We start from the raw sequence: 15,903 nt of genomic DNA, 5'->3' as shown, positions 1-15,903 counted from the left end.
TCGGTCTGCCACGACTTGGCAGTAAGCTCAGTGCCCCGCGCGGCCTTAACCGGACGGGCACCAGAAGTGAAATCGGCAGTCATTCTTTACTCCTCTAAAGCAAACAGCTAAATGAACCAGCAGGGATTTAGCCCAGGTTCTTGGTCTTGAGCCATTCCTTGGCGATTTCGCCGATGTCCTCGAACTTGGCCACACGTCCGTTCATCTTGATCAAGTCCTCCGTGGTGAGCGCAGCAGAGACCTTGTCCAGCGTTTCCTTCACGGTGTCCGTGGACTTCTTCTCGTTGATGACAGGAACGATGTTCTCGGAGAGGAAGAGGTTCTTGTTGTCTTCAAGGGCTACGAGGTTGTTCTCGGCCAGCGCGGGATCCGTGCTGAAGAGATCCGCTACCTGTACCTGACCGGAAAGGAGGGCGTTCAGCGTGAGCGGCCCACCGGCGTCGAGCGCTGAAAATTCCTTGAACTCAAGGTTGTAGACGGACTTCAGGCCGGCCACGCCGTTGAGGCGGGTCTTCCACTCCGGCGGGCCGCCGAGGACCAAGTCCTTGGCAACAGGCTGGAGGTCCTCGATGGTCTTCAGGTTGTACTGATCGGCGATGTCCTTCTTGACGGTCAGGACATCCTTATCCTCTGCTTCGGAAGCGGTCAGGACCGTCAGGCCGGCCGGGATCTTGGTGGTCAGTTCCTTAGCAACGTCCTCGGAAGAAACTGCCTTGGTGGCGGAGTCGAGGTATTGCAGGAGCGCTCCGCCGTACTCGGGCATGAGGTCAATGGAACCGTCCTTGAGGGCGGGGATGGTGACCTCGCGGCTGCCGATGCTTGGCTTTTCGGTAACCTCGACGCCCTTGGCTTTGAGCGCCTCGGCGTAGATCTTGGCGATCAGTTGGCTCTCCGGGAAGTCCGCGGAACCAACGATGATGCTGTCGCCCGAGGCACCTGCCGCAGTGTTGGAGGTGCTCATGGGGTCCCCGCCGCCGCAGGCGCTCAGGGTGATGGCAGCAACGGCCGCCAGGGTGAAACCGGTGAGGTACTTCTTCATGTCAACTCTCCTGGAATGGGCGCTGCAGGGCATGCAGCGGCCAGATGGGGGGTGGGTGGGAGGTGAATTCTGCGCCGAATGCCGGCGCTGGATGATGCTTAGACCGTGACGGGGGTCTTCACGGGTTCGGCCGCGGGAGCCGACTTGATGGTGCGGCGAGTCAGTCCTGGTGAGACAACGCGGCGCGTGATGAAGGCGAGAAGCTGGTCGAAGAACAGGGCCAGCAGGGCAACGAGAACGGCACCCGCAACCATTTGGCCGTAGTCGTTCTGAGCCTTGCCATCGATCAGGAGACGGCCCAGACCGCCGAGCGAAATGTAAGCGGCGATGGTGGCCGTCGAGATGATTTGCAGCAGCGCGCTGCGGACACCGGACAAAACCAGCGGAAGTGAACAAGGAAGCTGGACGTCCGTAAGGATCTTCATGGTGCGGAAGCCCATTCCCTTGGCGGCGTCGACGGCGGCAGCATCCACCGCGCGAACGCCGGCATAGGTGTTGGTCAGGATGGGCGGAACTGCCAGCAGCACCAGCACGATGAGGCTGGGCACGATGTAGCCCATCCGGGAAGGGAACGCAGGTGAGATCAGCAGAACCAACAGGATCAGCAAGCCAACACTGGGAAGTGCACGCAGGGCGTTGGCCAGGCCCGCGATCATGAACACGCCCTTGCCCGTAACGCCAATGTAAATGCCAAGGGGAATGGCAATCACGGCAGCAATGGCCAAAGCGATGAGTGAGTACAGGAGATGTTCGGCGATCAGCGTGGGGATGCCGTCAGCGCCGCTCCAGTGTGCGGGGTCGAACAAGTAGTTCACGATGCCACCACCTTGGGGGTCCACGGTGTCAGCCACCGGTTGATGAGGATGATCAGACCGTCCAGGATCATGGCCAGGACCACGCAAAGCACGATGCCCGCGATGATCGGTGTGTAGAAACGAAGCTGGAAGCCCTGCGTGAAGAGCGAGCCAAGCTGCGGGATGCCCAACAGCGCAGCCACGGACACGAGACTCACATTGGAGACGGCAGCCACGCGCAGGCCGGCGCAAATGACCGGAACACCGACGGGAAGTTCAACCTTCAGTAGGCTTTGGTAGCCGCGGTAACCCATGGCTTTTGCGGCCTGGACGGTGTCCTCGGGGACGGAGTCGAGCGCATCCGCCACCACACGGACCAGGAGGGCCACTGTGTAGATGGTGAGGGCGGCAACGATGTTGAGCGGGTCCAGGATCTTGGTACCCAGGACCAGCGGGAGCAGCACGAACAGCGCCAGGGACGGGACTGTGTAGAGCAAGCCCGCTACGCCCACCAGCAGTGGGTAGATACGCCGGCTCCGGTGTGCCCACCAGCCCAGGGGCAATGCGATCAGCAGGCCAAGGATCAGCGGGGTGACGGCCAACAGGACGTGCCAGCCGAGCAGGAAGACAATATTGTCAAACTGGCGGCCCAGCCATTCGAAGTTCATCGCGCCGTCTCCAAGTGTGGCTCGGCTTCGATGGCCTTGACTACGTCCGTTGCGGTCACCGTGCCCATCAGTTCGCCGTGTTCGTTGACCACGACACCCCGGCGGCTGGGCGAGGAGAGGGCAGCATCGAGCAGTTGGCGCATGGTCCCCGAAGCCGCGGCCGGGATTCCACTCAGATTCAGGTTTTCGCGCTTCACCTCACCGTTGAGAAGCTCCGGCTGAGCCCATCCGAGAGGCTTCCTGCCGCCGTCGACTACCAGCACCCAGGCACCCAGCGCCTTTGCGCGAGCCTCATCCGCGGAAGCGCCAAGCTGAACCACAGCTTCTTCTCCGATAGCCACCGCACCGGCTGTTTTCGTAAATCCGAGCGAGCGGTACCCGCGGTCACGGCCTACAAAATCGGCCACAAACTCGTCCGCCGGAGCCGTGAGCAGTTCGGAGGGAGAAGCCATTTGGGCGAGTTTGCCGCCCACGCGCATCACGGCCACCTGGTCGCCGAGCTTGAGGGCTTCGTCGATGTCATGGGTGACCATGATGATGGTCTTGCCGATCTCACGCTGCAGGCGGAGAAACTCCTCCTGCAGCTGCGCCCTTACCACCGGGTCTACGGCACTGAACGGCTCGTCCATCAGCATGAACGCGGGGTCCGAGGCCAGGGCCCGGGCCACGCCGACGCGCTGCTGCTGGCCACCGGAAAGCTGCCACGGGTATCGCTTGGCGAAGCTCGCCGGGAGTCCCACGCGTTCCATCAGTTCGAGGGCTTTGGTCCGGGCCTTTTGACGGCTCTCACCGAGCAGGACAGGCATGGTGGAGACGTTGTCCACGATGGTTTTGTGCGGGAAGAGTCCGGCGTGCTGGATCACGTAGCCGATCCGGCGGCGGAGCAACGCTGCGTCCATGCCGGAAGTGGGCTGATCGTCCAGGTAGATGGTGCCGCTGGTGGGTTCGATGAGGCGGTTGATCATCCTCAGGGAGGTGGTCTTGCCGCAGCCGGAGGGGCCAACAAGGATGGTCAGCTTTCCGGTGGGAGCCTCCAGGTTGAGGCCGTCGACTGCCACCGTACCGTCAGGGTACGCCTTGGTGACATTTTCAAATTTGATCATTTCTTTTCCATGCTTTCCTGGGGCACTTCATGGTTTCCGTTGGGTTCCACGAGGATGTTGTTGGCAACTTTCACCAGTTCCTCGCCAAATGTCTGGGCCTTCGCCTCGTCCAAGCGGTAGCTGGGCACCACGATGCTGAGGGCTGCCACGGTTCGGCCGCCGATCACAATGGGTGCGGCGACGGCCGTGATGTCGTCTTCAACGCCGCTCCGCACAATGGCGTAACCGCGGCCGTTCTGCCCGCCGGTCAGCACCTTGCCGGCCGCGGAGCCCTCCAGTGGGATGCTCCGACCGACCCAACTGGTGTGCCGGACAGAGCGGGTCCCTTCGACGATGGCGATGTAGATTCCGGTTTCCCCAGGACCGGGAATGCTCAAGTAGCAGGACTCGCCCGTATCGGCCACAAGCTGCTTCATGTGCGGTGTGCAAAGCGATACCAAGGATTCTTGTCCCAATGCCAGGGCTCCCAACTGAATGACACTGGCTCCCGGGCGGAAATTGCCCCCCGGGTCCCGCGTCACGAATCCGCTGCCCTCGAGGGTGCGAAGGAGGCGGAGCGCGGTACTGGCAGAGAGATCGACCACACGCGCTGCGTCACTCAGGCTGATGGAACCGTCAGTGCAGACTGCACTAAGGAGGGCCAGAGCCCTCTCGACCGTTCGGGTGGAAGAATCCGCTGCCACTGCCTGACCTGCTTTCAAGTGGTCTACATCACCATGTCTTGCCACTTAGTAAAAATCAATTTTCATCAAATGGCAAGAGTTTTTTCGAACATTGCGAGGAAAGCCCAGTTGCGTGACGCCTGATGCCGCCCAAACGGGCGTGCATGTTTCGGCCATGTAAATAGTCCTGCCAACCCTTGTCATGTGGTGGCATCTGGTTTTTACTTGGTGGCAGTCTTCAATCGGAGGAAAACGTGGAAACCGTCAATCAGCTCTTGGCCTCAATCCAGGACGTGGGCCGCGATGCGGTGCGTGGAGGCTACTCCAGGGCCGTCTATACAACACCCGAACGCGACCTCAGGCAGTGGTTCATTGAGCAGGCCCAGCAACGCGGCCTCGAGGTCCAAACGGACAGGAACGGAATTATCTGGGCCTGGTGGGGCACGCCACACGACGGCGCCCTTGTCACCGGGAGCCACCTGGATTCAGTACCCGGCGGCGGGGCTTTCGACGGGCCCCTCGGAGTCGCCTCCGCACTGGCCGCCGTCGATATTCTCAAGACCCGAGGGGTCCAGCCACCCAGATCATTGGCAGTCACCGTCTTTCCTGAGGAAGAAGGTTCACGCTTTGGCGTCGCCTGCCTGGGGTCGCGGCTCCTCACGGGTGCGATAAGCGTCGAGAAGGCTCTCAATCTGCGGGACATCAACGGCGACACCTTTGCCGACATCGCTAGTGCCAACGGCCTGGATCCCCGTCACATCGGCCCGGATCCGGAGGCCATGGCCCGGATCGGCGACTTTGTTGAACTGCACGTCGAACAAGGCAAGGGACTGGGGCAGGATGGTCCAGCCATCGCGGTAGGGAGCTCAATACTGGGGCACGGCCGTTGGAAAATCAGCGTCAGCGGCCAAGGAAACCATGCTGGCACCACGTTGATGGGAGACCGCGCAGATCCAATGGTGGCTGCCGCGCAGATCGTCCTCGCCATTCGCGACACGGCGGCCAAGCAGCAGGATGCGAGAGCGACCGTCGGCCGATTGACTCCCGTTCCGGGCGGAACCAATGTCATCGCTTCCCGCGTTGATCTTTGGCTGGACGCCCGCCACCCGGATGACGCCGTGACCGCACAACTCATCGAAGCGATATACCGCGCAGCCCAGGATGTCGCAGCCGGGGAAGGCTGCACCGCGACCCTCACGGAAGAGTCCTACAGCGACACAGTCCACTTCGATGCCGGCCTGAGCCGACGCATCACCGAACTACTGCCGGGCGCGCCTGTTCTGGCAACGGGCGCCGGGCATGATGCCGGTGTACTGGCCGGCCACGTTCCCTCCGCAATGGTCTTTGTCCGCAACCCCAGCGGCATCTCGCATTCGCCGGAGGAATACGTAGCCGACGAGGATGCCTCCGCGGGCGCCGTCGCGTTGGCTGATGTTCTGGAGGGACTACTGTGAAGTCCTTCTGGTGCGAGACCGCGGTCATCGCAAGCAACGGCACCCCGGGCGACGACGGGCGAAGTGTTCCGGAGGTTGCCACCGGAGTGCGTGTGGAAACCATCAATGGACGAATCTCCACTATTCACACAGGCGTCCAGCCCGAACACGGCGATGAGATGCTGGTGGGCGTCGCGTTCCCCGCGGCTGCCAACGCCCATTCGCACGCCTTCCATAGGATCCTTCGCGGAAGAACCCATGATGGACGCGGAGATTTCTGGGTGTGGCGAGAGCAAATGTACCAAAGCGCGTCCGAGCTGACTCCGGAGAAATACCAGAAACTGGCGACGGCCGTGTTTGCCGAGATGGTTGTGAGCGGATTCAGCAGCGTGGCCGAATTCCACTACGTCCATCACCAACCCGAGGGTGCGCCCTACGCGGAGCCGCATGCCATGGAACTGGCCCTTGCCCGGGCAGCCATGTCCGCAGGTATCCGACTCACGCTTCTGGACACGTTGTATCTGACGGGCGGAATTGGTACGCCCCTCAGCCCCGATCAAGCACGGTTCGGGGATGCGGACGCCATGGCCTGGCTGGACCGGTTGGCTTCCCTTCGGGACGCGATAGCAGAGGAGTTTCCGTCCGAGGCGGTGGGAGTCGGGGCTGCCTTGCATTCCGTCAGAGCCGTGCCGGAAGAGGCCCTGGAGATTGTTGCCAAAAAGCTTCCCCGGGACATTCCCCTTCACATCCACTTGAGCGAACAACCCGCCGAGAACCAAGCCTGCGAGAAGGCGTACGGCACAACCCCCGCCGGTCTTTTGGCACGCTACGGCCTCCTGTCTCCCAGACTCTCGGCCGTCCATTCCACGCACCTGACCCAGGACGACATCTCTTTGCTGGGCAGAGCATCAGCCACTGTGGTGATGTGTCCCACTACGGAGGCCGATCTCGCCGACGGGATCGGGCCCGCCCGGGAACTTTTCGAATCCGGAGCCACCATTGCGCTTGGCACTGACCAGCACGCGGTGATTGATCCATGGCTCGAAATGCGCACCTTGGAACACGGGGAAAGGCTTGGCTCCGGGCAACGGGGAAGGTTCTCCCCGGAAGAACTGCTGCAGGCGGCCACGGAAGGAGCAGCGCACTCCATGGCCACGCCCATAGCTCCACAGGCCCTGCAGGTGGGCGGGGTCTGCGATTTCATGGTCATCAACCCTTCCTCTACCCGGACCGCAGGGTCCCGGCCCATGCAGCTGGCATTCAGTGCGACGGCGAGCGATGTTACGCATGTGGTCATCGGTGGAGAACTGATTGCCTCGAACGGGGTGCATACGCGTCTCGGCATTCCGGGAGCCCTTCTGACTGAGGCCTTCAAGGAGTTCTCCTAGCGTCGCAAGCTACCGACGGCGGGGCTTGAACTTACCCTCATAAGGCAAGGTCCGCCGTCGTGCTTTGCGTTCAACTTGTTGAGTCAAAGGGCGCGTTCTGCGCCACAGAAACCGGTGAGCGACTACTCAGTCAACTCCCAGCCGCACCACAGCAAGCCAATGCGTTAACTATCTGAATACATGTCACGTCGGTCACTTGACTGGAACTTGGCGGATATGACGTGCCACACTGTGTAGCGCGAGTGCACCGGCGTCCCCGTCGGACAGCCGACGACGTCCCGCACCGCAATCCCACACACCATTCCCCAAGGGAGACCCATGTCCAGTTCCAGCACCGAAGGTGCGGCCCCAGTTTCACGGAAGGTGATCGGCTTGGCCGTCGCCGGCGCAGTGGGCGGCTTCCTCTTCGGCTTCGATTCCTCCGTGGTCAACGGTGCCGTGGATGCGATGGCGGACGAATTCGTCATGAGCGAGGCGCTGACGGGCTTCGCTGTCGCAGTCGCGTTGCTGGGTTGCGCAGCAGGCGCGTACCTGGCCGGCAAAGTTGCCGATCGTTACGGACGCATCCCCGCCATGAAAATCGGTGCATTGCTCTTCCTGGTGAGTGCGGTGGGAACCGGGCTGGCCTTCGGGGTCTGGGACCTGATCTTCTGGCGCCTCGTTGGCGGCTTGGGCATTGGGCTGGCCTCCGTGATTGCGCCTGCCTACATCTCCGAGATCTCCCCCAGGCACGTACGCGGCCGTTTGGCTTCGCTCCAGCAGCTCGCCATCACCACGGGTATCTTCGCAGCCCTGCTGTCCGACGCGGTCCTTGCCAATTCGGCCGGTGGCGCCGATGGCACGTTGTGGTTTGGCATCGAGGCCTGGCGCTGGATGTTCATCGCCTGCGCGGTGCCGGCTGCCGTGTATGGCTGGATCGCTTTCCGCCTGCCGGAGTCCCCGCATTTCCTGGTGCTCAACGGCAAAGAAGACCAAGCCCGCACTATCTTCAACAAGCTCATCCCGGGTGACGACATCGAACGGCACATCCGCGAGATCCGCGAGTCCATCCAGCAGGAAAAGCTCTCCACAAAGAAGGGCTCGCTGCGCGGTAACAGGTTCGGCCTTCTCCCGGTGGTCTGGATCGGCATCATCCTGTCCGTGTTGCAGCAGTTCGTTGGCATTAACGTGATCTTCTACTACTCCACCACGCTGTGGAAGGCCGTGGGGTTCCAGGAAAAGGACTCACTGACGATCTCCGTCGCCACCTCCGTCACCAACATCCTGGTCACCCTTGTGGCCATCGCCTTGGTGGACCGCATTGGCCGCCGCCCCATCCTGCTCACCGGCTCCATCGGCATGGCCGCCTCGCTCGGCGTCATGGCACTGGCTTTCTCCTCCGCAGTTGGCACGGGTTCCGAGATCAGCCTCCCGGGCGCATGGGGTCCCGTGGCGCTCGTCGCAGCGAACGTGTTCGTGATCAGCTTCGGTGCCTCGTGGGGTCCGCTGGTCTGGGTGCTGCTGGGCGAGATTTTCCCGTCCCGGATCCGCGCCCGGGCCCTTGGTCTGGCCGCCGCTGCGCAGTGGATCGCGAACTTTGCCATCACGCTCAGCTTTCCCATCATGGCGGCAGGCTCGCTGCCACTGACGTACGCCATGTACGCGGCATTCGCGGCGGCGTCGTTCTTCTTTGTCATGTTCAAGGTTCCCGAGACGAACGGCATGTCACTGGAACAGGCCGAAACCCTGTTCGTTCCGAAGGGTGCTCCGGTGGCACCGCTGCCGGTCGCCTCGAACGAAGCGAAGTAACTACGCAATGAGCCCCGCGGACTACCGCGGGGCTCATTTGTTATTTGGCTGGGTTCACACCAAGTGTGGCTCGTGCGATGTGAGGAAACTGCGTCCGCCGAAAGCAACCAGGATGGCGATCACCATGGCCACTGCACCGGCGAAGAAGGGCACCTGCGGGCCAAAGTGCTCGCCGAGCTGGGCGGCCGCGAACGGCGCCAGCGCTCCGCCCATCCAGCGCACAAAGTTGTAACCGGCGGACGCGACGGGACGCGGTGAATCAGAAACACCCATGGCCAGTTCCGTATAGACCGTGTTGTTGATGCCCAGCAGGGCACCCGCCACGATGACAAGCACGACGACGACTGTCACTGAGTGCCCCGCGGCCAGTCCCAGCCCCATCAGGTCGAGCATGAGGACGGCCAGCGTGCCGGTGAGGACCTTGACGGCGCCGAAGCGCTTCTGCAGTACAGGGGCGACGAACACCGAGAAGACGGCAACAGCAACACCCCAGCCGAAGAACACTCCCCCGATTCCGTAGGCGTCCATGCCCAGGATGAAGGGTGTGAAGGCGAGGATGGTGAAGAAGCCGTAGTTGTAGAAGAGTGCGCTGGCTGCGGTGGTGCGGAGACCCTTGTGGCCGAGCGCAAGGAGCGGATCCCTCAGGCGGGACTTTTTAGCGGGAGCGGGTGTTTTGGGGAGCAATGCCAGCAATGCGATGAAGGCCGCGGCCATGAGGACTGCAGTGCCAAAGAAGGGCGCACGCCATTGCCAGCCTCCCAACAGGGCACCGAGCAGGGGGCCGAGCGAGATGCCAAGACCGAGGGCGGCCTCATAGAGGATGATGGCCGTGCCGGTACCGCCGCTGGCCACGCCGACGATCACTGCCAGGGCAGTCGCGACGAATAAGGCGTTGCCGAGACCCCAACCTGCCCGGAACCCCACCAACTGCTCAACACTGCCGGAGAGACCGGACAGCGACGCAAACACCACGATGATGGCCAAGCCGATGAGCAGCGTCTTTTTCCCGCCGATCCTCGAGGACACGAACCCACTGATCAGCATGGCGATTGCCGTCACCAGGAAATAGCTGGTGAACAGCAACGACACTTCGCTGGTGGAAGCCTCCAGGTTCTTGGCGATTGCGGGAAGAATCGGGTCCACAAGCCCGATGCCCATGAAGGCGAAAACGGCCGCGAGGGCCGTGGCCCAGACCGCTTTGGGCTGCTTGAGGAGGGAAGCCTTCTCGGCTTGGAGGGTGGTTTCGATGGTTGTTTCGGCGCTTGCTGAAGCGTCAGCCAACTGGCGTGACATTCACTTGCTCCTTGTCGGTGCTTTTGCTGTTTAGTTCTGGAACGAGCTGTTGAGCTTCGCGATCACGGGCAACGCCGCGGCAAGCTGCTCGATCTCCTGGTTGCTGAGGCCCTGAAGCAGCTCGGCCACCATGGCGTTGCGCCGCTGGTTGGCGGACTCGACGGCGGCCGTCCCGGCTTGGGTGATGACCACCTGGACGGCCCGGGAATCGTCGGGATCAGGCTGGCGCGTAACCAGTGAGGCGCGCTCGAGCTTGATGATCTGCTCCGTGGCGCTCGGGACTTTGATTCCCAGGTTCTTGGCGATATCGCCCACTCGGAGGCCGCCGTCGGAAATCATGGACAGCAGGCTTAGCTGCGCGGCGGTTAGCTCACCCTCGGGATCGAGGCGGCGGAACATGTACACGCCGAGTCGAAGTGACTCGCGAAATTCCTGGGCGAGGTCCAACAACCGGGGATCAAAGGTGCTCATATTTAGGTACCCTAATAGTTAGGGTACCTAAATGTCAATCATTGGGGGCAGGCATGGCACCTAGAGCATGAGCTTCATGCCCTCATGACTCGCAACGAAGCCCAGGCGCTCGTAAAAACGACGCGCAGCACTGCGCGACTTGTCCGTGGTGAGCTGCACCAGCGAGCAGCCACGCTCCCGGGCCTGCTCAACGGCCCACCCGATCATGAGCGCCCCGACACCCTGGCCCCGCAGTAATTCGGAGACCCGGACCGCCTCGATCTGCGCACGCCAGGAACCTTTGCGCGACAGGCCTGGGATATAGCTGAGCTGGAACGTCGCGACAACATCACCGTCGAGTTCACCCACCACCAAGAGGTGCGCCGGGTCGCCGTCGATCGCGTCAAAAGCCCGCTCGTAGGGCGCTGGATCGTCGGCATTCTCCCGGGTGGCACCCAATTGGTCGTCCGCGAGCAGCGCGAGGATGCGCGGGAGGTCGCCCTTGCGGGCGCGACGAAGGGTTAAGGTCCCACGCTCGACGGCGGCGGTCAGCAGGGCGGGCGCGGCACCGGATTCAGCAGTCACCAACCCAGCATGCCAGCCCATCTCAACAATCCCGGAACTCAGTATTGCTAAGTACCGGTACTTAGTTCTACTATGTAGTGGTAGCTAGCAATACTGAGTAGTGAAGGAGGTGTCCGATGGGCAAGCAAATGACCGAGATGCTCAAAGGCACATTGGAGGGCATTGTCCTGGCCCTCCTGACCGGAAAGGCAGCGTATGGATACGAAATCACCACGCTGCTCCGGGAGCAAGGCTTCACCGAGATCGCTGAGGGCACCGTGTACGCGCTGCTGGTCAGGATCGAACAAAAAGGGCTGGTGGACGTCGAGAAGCGGCCGTCCGAAAAAGGGCCGCCCCGCAAGGTGTACACGCTCAACACGCAGGGCAAAAAAGAACTGAACGAATTCTGGAACACCTGGAGCTTCTTGTCCGAACGGCTCGAACAGCTCCGCAAGGAAGGAAAATAACATGGCAGCAAAATGGATCGAGCTGGTCACCGGATCGCTCGAACAGAAGAAGCAGTACAAGCAAGCCAAGGCACGGCTGGATGCCCTGCCCGAGCCGTACCTCACGGTAGCCACCGCCTTCAACCGGTACCTGATGTACTACGGCGGCGTCACTGAGGGCGACACCATGGTGCAGATGTTCACGGATCTGGCCGACCTGTGGGAACGCGCAGCCATCGACGGAACGCCCGTGAGCGAGATCGTGGGCGAAGACCCCATCGAGTTCGCCGAGAGCTTCGCCCAGGCCTACGGCGGAAAGCGCTGGATCGACAAGGAACGCGAGCGTCTCAACAAGGCAATCAATAAAGCGAAGGAGGCGGAATCATGACCGCTGCAGCAATCCGCGTAGAGGGCATCGAGAAGTCGTACAAAGACCTCCACGTACTCCGGGGTGTGGACTTTGAGGTGGCATCCGGCAGCATCTTCGCCCTCCTCGGCTCCAATGGCGCGGGCAAGACCACCATGGTGAAGATCCTGTCCACGCTACTCAAGGCGGACGGCGGGTCGGCCGCCGTCGAGGGTTTTGATGTAGCCACCGAGTCGCTCCAGGTGAGGCAGTCCATCAGCCTCACCGGACAGTTTGCCGCAGTGGACGAAATCCTCACCGGCAAGGAGAACCTGATCCTGGTGGCGAAGCTGCGCCACCTCAAGAATCCCGGCCAGATCGCTGACCACTTGCTGGCGCAGTTCAGCCTCACCGATGCTGGTTCCCGCAAGGTGGCGACCTACTCCGGGGGCATGCGCCGCCGACTGGACATCGCCATGAGCCTGATCGGCAATCCGAAGGTGATCTTCCTGGACGAGCCCACCACGGGCCTGGACCCCGAAGCCCGCCTCGAGGTGTGGCAGATCGTCAAGAACCTCGCCAATCAGGGGACTACAGTCCTGCTCACCACCCAGTACCTCGACGAAGCCGAGCAACTCGCGGACCGCATCGCCATTCTTCATGAGGGTCGCATCATCGCCAGCGGCACGCTTGCAGAGCTCAAGCAACTGCTGCCGCCGGCCAAGATCGAATACGTAGAGAAACAGCCGAGCCTGGAGGACATCTTCCTGGCCCTGGTTGGCACAGGTAACAACGAGTCAGTAAAGGACAGGTCATGAGCACGCATTTCTTCGCAGACACCTCTGTTCTGCTGGGGCGGTCCATGCGGCACATTTTCCGCAGCGTGGACACCATCATCACCACAGCGATCACCCCGATCGCCCTGATGCTGCTGTTCGTCTACGTGTTCGGCGGCGCCATCAGGACCGATACCGAGAACTATGTGAATTACCTGCTCCCGGGCATCATGCTGATCGCCATCGCGTCCGGCATCGCGTACACGGCTGTCCGGTTGTTCACGGACATGCAGAGTGGCATCTTCGAGCGGTTCCAGTCCATGCCGATCGCACGATCCTCGGTTTTGTGGGCACACGTACTGACCTCCCTGGTGGCCAATGGACTCTCCTTGGTGATCATCGTGCTGGTTGCGCTCCTGATGGGATTCCGCACCTCCGCCAGCGTGCTGGACTGGCTCGCCGTTGCGGGAATCCTGGCGCTGTTCACCCTGGCGCTCACCTGGATCGCTATCATCGCCGGCCTCTCCGCAAAATCCGTGGACGGCGCAGGCGGGTTCTCCTATCCGCTGATCTTCCTGCCCTTCATTAGCTCTGCCTTCGTCCCGACGGAAACCATGCCGGGGCCGGTGCGCTGGTTTGCTGAAAATCAGCCGGTCACGTCCATCGTCAATACCGTCCAGGACCTTTTTGCTCAACGTCCGGTGGGCAGCGACATCTGGGTAGCGCTGGCGTGGTGCTTGGGAATCCTCATCGTCTCCTACGCATTTGCGACTGCTGCCTACAAGCGCCAGATCGCGTAGTGCCTCGCCAGACCAAATCAACGGCCTAAGCTCCCCTTTCCGCAGGGGGAGCTTTCGCCATGCAGACCGATTCGCCATTGGTCAGACATTAGCTATAGCTTTATCGAACAGATTTGTAACGGCCGTCACCATTGTGGCGGATCCTTCGAAGGGTTCTTGAACTAATGTCCGACCAGACAACACAGGGGAAGCTCCACGTCTCCAGCAGGGACTCCGAGCCCCACCTGTCACGCTCGCTCAGCAACCGCCACATCCAGCTCCTGGCCATCGGCGGCGCCATTGGAACCGGCCTCTTCATGGGCTCGGGCAAAACCATCTCCGTCGCCGGCCCCTCCGTGATCTTCGTGTACATGATCATCGGCTTCATGCTCTTCTTCGTCATGCGCGCCATGGGCCAGCTGCTGCTCTCCAACCTGAACTACAAGTCCTTCAGCGACTTCGCGGGCGACCTCCTTGGCCCTTGGGCGGGCTTCTTCACCGGCTGGACTTACTGGTTCTGCTGGGTAGTCACCGGCGTGGCGGACGTCATCGCGATCGCGGGATACGCCAACGAACTTTGGCCGGGAATCCAGCTCTGGATCCCGGGCCTGGCCACCATCATCATCCTGCTCCTCCTGAACCTCCCCACGGTCAAAGCTTTCGGCGAAACCGAGTTCTGGTTCGCATTGATCAAGATCATCGCCATCGTGGCGCTGATCGTGGTGGGCCTGGTGATGATCTTCACCGGGTTCCAGTCCAACGCAGGAACCGCTAGCTTCACCAACCTCTGGAGCCACGGCGGCTTCTTCCCCAAGGAATTCATGGGCTTCGTAGCCGGTTTCCAGATTGCCGTCTTCGCGTTCGTGGGCATCGAGCTGGTAGGAACCGCCGCTGCCGAAACCAAGAACCCGGAGCACAATCTTCCTCGCGCCATCAACGCAATCCCCCTGCGCGTCATGCTTTTCTACGTAGGCGCCCTGATCATCCTCATGTCCGTCACCCCGTGGACCGAGTTCAAGGCAGGCCAGAGCCCGTTCATTGCCATGTTCTCCCTGGCCGGCCTTGGAATGGCGGCTACGGTGGTCAACCTCGTAGTTCTCACCTCGGCCATGTCGTCTGCCAACTCGGGCATCTACTCGACGTCCCGCATGGTCTACGGCCTGGCCAACGACGGCGACGCACCCAAGCTCTTCGGCCGACTTTCCAGCCGCAAGGTACCCCAGAACGCACTGTTCCTTTCCTGCGTCCTGCTGCTGGCCGGCGTCGCTCTCCTGTACGCAGGCAAGGACGTTGGCGTGGCATTCGACATGGTGACCACCGTGTCCGCGGTCTGCTTCATGTTCGTCTGGTCCATCATCCTGGCCAGCTACCTCGTGTACCGCAAACGCCGGCCCGAACAGCACGCGGCGTCGCCGTTCAAGATGCCCGGTGGCATCCCGATGGTGTGGGTGGTATTTGCGTTCTTCGCGTTCCTCGTCTGGGCGCTGACCACACAGCCGGACACTCTCACCGCACTGCTGGTGACGCCCATCTGGTTCGCCATTCTTGGCGTCGCCTACGCGGTTGTCCGCAGGTCGCCTCTGCATCAGGCCCGCGTGGCCGAGTGGAAGGCGATGGCAGAAGCCGAAACCGCGGTAGCGCGCTAACCCTCGGAAACAAGTAAAGCCCGACGTCGGCACCCAGCTTTTGGGTGCCGACGTCGGGCTTTTGACTTTCTTTAGCGCGGAGTGAGCTACGCCCTCTTACGTCGGCGGCCGGCAATCACTGCCACGCCTCCAGCTATCAAGAGCGCTACTGCGCCCCAGAGTGCGACGACAAGACCGGTTGCGCCCGTTTCAGGCAGCTTTTCCGTCGCGGCGGGAGGATCCGTCGCGGCGGGAGGATCCGTCGCGGTAGGAGGATCCGTCGCGGCGGGAGGATCAGCGGCTACGGGCTGAACATTCACCTCACTTGAATCACTTCCTGAGGGAGCTTTCCCACCAGGTGCCGTGGCGGTGACCACCACAACGTTGAGGTAGGACGTGGTGACGTTGGCCTGGGCGATGACACGGCTGGCCGTCTCACCCGGCGCGAGGGTGGCTACCGGCTCAATGTCTCCCAAGGCAGGGTCATCGAAGCGGACATCCGTAAGCACCGTATTGCCTGTGTTGGCCACGCTGATCTTCCAGTAGACGGTGTCACCGGAACTGATGGTCTCAGTCTCGCCCCACGGCCCGTCCTGGCTGGTGGAGACGAGCTTATCCACCGTCAAACCAGGCACTGCGCCGAAGTAGAACGAATCATCCGAAGCACTCAGGTCAGGACCACCATTGGGATCAGCCGCCGAAGCCCGCACAGTGTTCTTGTACTGACCCTCAACAGCCTTACCCTGAGC

The 15,903-nt window shown here is 61.9% G+C and carries 17 protein-coding genes; 8 read left to right on the top strand and 9 right to left on the bottom strand.

All coding sequences use genetic code 11. From position 1 onward, the window contains the following. Window positions 1-127: 127 nt before the first annotated feature. The 5 genes from AC1RJY_RS20980 to AC1RJY_RS20960 all read right to left on the bottom strand — a co-directional run bounded on the left by AC1RJY_RS20980 (window position 128) and on the right by AC1RJY_RS20960 (window position 4,287). Window positions 128-1,039 (bottom strand): ABC transporter substrate-binding protein, encoded by a 912-nt coding sequence (locus AC1RJY_RS20980; RefSeq protein WP_210065575.1) that lies wholly within the window; start codon window positions 1,037-1,039, stop codon window positions 128-130. Between the two features lie 98 nt (window positions 1,040-1,137). Then, window positions 1,138-1,890: an ABC transporter permease gene (locus AC1RJY_RS20975; protein ID WP_307807217.1), complete on the bottom strand. Its 753-nt coding sequence runs from the start codon at window positions 1,888-1,890 to the stop codon at window positions 1,138-1,140. After that, entirely contained in the window at window positions 1,851-2,501 is a 651-nt protein-coding gene (locus AC1RJY_RS20970) for an ABC transporter permease (protein ID WP_014923069.1), read from the bottom strand. The genes AC1RJY_RS20975 and AC1RJY_RS20970 overlap by 40 nt, the downstream gene beginning before the upstream one ends. Then, complete coding sequence (locus AC1RJY_RS20965) at window positions 2,498-3,604, bottom strand: ABC transporter ATP-binding protein (RefSeq protein WP_210065574.1); 1,107 nt, start codon at window positions 3,602-3,604, stop codon at window positions 2,498-2,500. Before AC1RJY_RS20965 ends, AC1RJY_RS20970 begins: the two co-directional genes overlap by 4 nt. After that, entirely contained in the window at window positions 3,601-4,287 is a 687-nt protein-coding gene (locus tag AC1RJY_RS20960; RefSeq protein ID WP_498603187.1) for an IclR family transcriptional regulator, read from the bottom strand. Before AC1RJY_RS20960 ends, AC1RJY_RS20965 begins: the two co-directional genes overlap by 4 nt. A 233-nt stretch (window positions 4,288-4,520) precedes the next feature. Between AC1RJY_RS20960 and AC1RJY_RS20955 the strand changes: the two genes are divergently transcribed. The 3 genes from AC1RJY_RS20955 (at window position 4,521) to AC1RJY_RS20945 (ending at window position 8,875) form a co-directional block, all read left to right on the top strand. Continuing rightward, window positions 4,521-5,720 (top strand): allantoate amidohydrolase, encoded by a 1,200-nt coding sequence (locus AC1RJY_RS20955; RefSeq protein ID WP_498603182.1) that lies wholly within the window; start codon window positions 4,521-4,523, stop codon window positions 5,718-5,720. Further along, entirely contained in the window at window positions 5,717-7,087 is a 1,371-nt protein-coding gene (locus tag AC1RJY_RS20950) for a formimidoylglutamate deiminase (protein WP_498603178.1), read from the top strand. Before AC1RJY_RS20955 ends, AC1RJY_RS20950 begins: the two co-directional genes overlap by 4 nt. Before the next feature lie 318 nt (window positions 7,088-7,405). Beyond that, a complete protein-coding gene (locus tag AC1RJY_RS20945) occupies window positions 7,406-8,875 on the top strand; it encodes a sugar porter family MFS transporter (RefSeq protein ID WP_498603176.1) in 1,470 nt (489 codons plus the stop codon). A gap of 54 nt (window positions 8,876-8,929) precedes the next feature. Here AC1RJY_RS20945 and AC1RJY_RS20940 read toward each other — a convergent pair whose 3' ends face one another. The 3 genes from AC1RJY_RS20940 to AC1RJY_RS20930 are packed head-to-tail and all read right to left on the bottom strand — an operon-like array spanning window position 8,930 to window position 11,224. After that, window positions 8,930-10,168 carry an MFS transporter gene (locus AC1RJY_RS20940; RefSeq protein ID WP_011776448.1) on the bottom strand — a complete coding sequence of 413 codons (1,239 nt, stop codon included), beginning with the start codon at window positions 10,166-10,168 and terminating at the stop codon, window positions 8,930-8,932. Window positions 10,169-10,198: 30 nt separating this feature from the next. Further along, a complete protein-coding gene (locus AC1RJY_RS20935; RefSeq protein WP_011776449.1) occupies window positions 10,199-10,639 on the bottom strand; it encodes a MarR family winged helix-turn-helix transcriptional regulator in 441 nt (146 codons plus the stop codon). 60 nt (window positions 10,640-10,699) lie between these two features. Beyond that, entirely contained in the window at window positions 10,700-11,224 is a 525-nt protein-coding gene (locus AC1RJY_RS20930) for a GNAT family N-acetyltransferase (protein WP_498603175.1), read from the bottom strand. 95 nt (window positions 11,225-11,319) lie between these two features. On the opposite strand from AC1RJY_RS20930, the gene AC1RJY_RS20925 reads away from it, so the two are divergent. The 5 genes from AC1RJY_RS20925 (at window position 11,320) to cycA (ending at window position 15,175) form a co-directional block, all read left to right on the top strand. Next, complete coding sequence (locus tag AC1RJY_RS20925; protein WP_011776451.1) at window positions 11,320-11,649, top strand: PadR family transcriptional regulator; 330 nt, start codon at window positions 11,320-11,322, stop codon at window positions 11,647-11,649. Window position 11,650: 1 nt separating this feature from the next. Further along, on the top strand, window positions 11,651-12,016 hold the full coding sequence (locus AC1RJY_RS20920) for a DUF1048 domain-containing protein (protein ID WP_011776452.1): 366 nt from the start codon (window positions 11,651-11,653) through the stop codon (window positions 12,014-12,016). Beyond that, the gene (locus AC1RJY_RS20915) at window positions 12,013-12,792 is read left to right on the top strand and encodes an ABC transporter ATP-binding protein (RefSeq protein ID WP_498603174.1); all 780 of its coding nucleotides are present in this window, start codon (window positions 12,013-12,015) and stop codon (window positions 12,790-12,792) included. The genes AC1RJY_RS20920 and AC1RJY_RS20915 overlap by 4 nt, the downstream gene beginning before the upstream one ends. Beyond that, window positions 12,789-13,550 carry an ABC transporter permease gene (locus AC1RJY_RS20910; RefSeq protein ID WP_014923078.1) on the top strand — a complete coding sequence of 254 codons (762 nt, stop codon included), beginning with the start codon at window positions 12,789-12,791 and terminating at the stop codon, window positions 13,548-13,550. Before AC1RJY_RS20915 ends, AC1RJY_RS20910 begins: the two co-directional genes overlap by 4 nt. A gap of 164 nt (window positions 13,551-13,714) precedes the next feature. Next, complete coding sequence (cycA, locus tag AC1RJY_RS20905; RefSeq protein WP_498603173.1) at window positions 13,715-15,175, top strand: D-serine/D-alanine/glycine transporter; 1,461 nt, start codon at window positions 13,715-13,717, stop codon at window positions 15,173-15,175. A gap of 86 nt (window positions 15,176-15,261) precedes the next feature. Here cycA and AC1RJY_RS20900 read toward each other — a convergent pair. Continuing rightward, a partial coding sequence (locus AC1RJY_RS20900; protein WP_498603172.1) for an LPXTG cell wall anchor domain-containing protein occupies window positions 15,262-15,903 on the bottom strand: 642 nt, incomplete at its 5' end.

The organism is Arthrobacter sp. GW822-FHT05G07 (assembly GCF_058799755.1).
The sequence above is the reverse complement of the archived record's forward strand: the minus strand, read 5'-3'. Positions and strand labels throughout refer to the sequence as shown.

Excerpts from the sequence above, each read along its gene's own strand:
- AC1RJY_RS20930 (WP_498603175.1), bottom strand. The coding sequence starts at position 11,224 with ATGGGCTGGCATGCTGGGTTGGTGACTGCTGAATCCGGTGCCGCGCCC.
- AC1RJY_RS20915 (WP_498603174.1), top strand. The coding sequence starts at position 12,013 with ATGACCGCTGCAGCAATCCGCGTAGAGGGCATCGAGAAGTCGTACAAA.
- AC1RJY_RS20910 (WP_014923078.1), top strand. The coding sequence starts at position 12,789 with ATGAGCACGCATTTCTTCGCAGACACCTCTGTTCTGCTGGGGCGGTCC.
- AC1RJY_RS20965 (WP_210065574.1), bottom strand. The coding sequence starts at position 3,604 with ATGATCAAATTTGAAAATGTCACCAAGGCGTACCCTGACGGTACGGTG.
- cycA (WP_498603173.1), top strand. The coding sequence starts at position 13,715 with ATGTCCGACCAGACAACACAGGGGAAGCTCCACGTCTCCAGCAGGGAC.
- AC1RJY_RS20940 (WP_011776448.1), bottom strand. The coding sequence starts at position 10,168 with ATGTCACGCCAGTTGGCTGACGCTTCAGCAAGCGCCGAAACAACCATC.
- AC1RJY_RS20980 (WP_210065575.1), bottom strand. The coding sequence starts at position 1,039 with ATGAAGAAGTACCTCACCGGTTTCACCCTGGCGGCCGTTGCTGCCATC.
- AC1RJY_RS20970 (WP_014923069.1), bottom strand. The coding sequence starts at position 2,501 with ATGAACTTCGAATGGCTGGGCCGCCAGTTTGACAATATTGTCTTCCTG.
- AC1RJY_RS20920 (WP_011776452.1), top strand. The coding sequence starts at position 11,651 with ATGGCAGCAAAATGGATCGAGCTGGTCACCGGATCGCTCGAACAGAAG.
- AC1RJY_RS20935 (WP_011776449.1), bottom strand. The coding sequence starts at position 10,639 with ATGAGCACCTTTGATCCCCGGTTGTTGGACCTCGCCCAGGAATTTCGC.
- AC1RJY_RS20925 (WP_011776451.1), top strand. The coding sequence starts at position 11,320 with ATGGGCAAGCAAATGACCGAGATGCTCAAAGGCACATTGGAGGGCATT.
- AC1RJY_RS20945 (WP_498603176.1), top strand. The coding sequence starts at position 7,406 with ATGTCCAGTTCCAGCACCGAAGGTGCGGCCCCAGTTTCACGGAAGGTG.